We start from the raw sequence: 1,105 nt of genomic DNA on the forward strand, positions 1-1,105 counted from the left end.
ATTAGCTGAGAACTTTTGCCACAACGCCCGCGCCAACGGTACGGCCGCCTTCACGGATTGCGAAACGCAGACCATCGTCCATCGCAATCGGGTGAATCAGGGTAACAACCATTTTGATGTTGTCGCCCGGCATTACCATCTCTACGCCTTCCGGCAGTTCGATGGTGCCAGTCACGTCAGTTGTACGGAAGTAGAACTGCGGACGGTAGCCTTTGAAGAACGGAGTGTGACGGCCGCCTTCATCTTTGGACAGGATATAAACTTCTGATTCGAATTTGGTGTGCGGCTTGATTGAACCCGGCTTAGCCAGTACCTGACCACGTTCGATTTCTTCACGTTTGATACCACGCAGCAGAACACCCACGTTCTCGCCCGCACGGCCTTCGTCCAGCAGTTTGCGGAACATTTCAACGCCAGTACAGGTCGATTTCGCGGTGTCTTTGATACCAACGATTTCAACTTCTTCACCCACTTTGATGATACCGCGTTCTACACGACCGGTAACAACGGTACCACGACCGGAGATGGAGAATACGTCTTCGATCGGCAGCAGGAACGGCTTGTCAATCGCACGCTCTGGTTCCGGAATGTAGGAATCCAGGAAGCCTGCCAGTTCGATGATTTTCGCTTCCCACTCTGCTTCGCCTTCCAGCGCTTTCAGAGCAGAACCACGAACGATCGGCGTGTCGTCGCCCGGGAAATCGTACTGAGACAGCAGTTCACGAACTTCCATCTCTACCAGTTCCAGCAGCTCTTCGTCATCAACCATGTCACATTTGTTCAGGAACACGATGATGTACGGAACGCCTACCTGACGACCCAGCAGGATGTGCTCACGGGTCTGCGGCATCGGACCGTCAGTCGCAGCAACAACCAGGATCGCGCCGTCCATCTGCGCAGCACCGGTGATCATGTTTTTAACATAGTCGGCGTGCCCCGGGCAGTCTACGTGCGCGTAGTGGCGGGTCGGGGTGTCATATTCAACGTGAGAAGTGTTGATGGTGATACCACGAGCTTTTTCTTCCGGCGCGTTATCGATCTGATCGAATGCGCGGGCAGAACCACCGTAGGTTTTTGCCAGAACGGTAGTGATTGCAGCAGTCAG

1 protein-coding gene is annotated in these 1,105 nt (G+C 54.1%); it reads right to left on the reverse strand.

All coding sequences use genetic code 11. From position 1 onward, the window contains the following. Nucleotide 1: 1 nt before the first annotated feature. A partial coding sequence (gene tuf / locus DK872_RS27205) for an elongation factor Tu (protein ID WP_051644100.1) occupies nt 2–1,105 on the reverse strand: 1,104 nt, incomplete at its 5' end.

Source organism: Kosakonia sp. MH5, from assembly GCF_009935945.1.
GTDB lineage: Bacteria > Pseudomonadota > Gammaproteobacteria > Enterobacterales > Enterobacteriaceae > Kosakonia > Kosakonia radicincitans.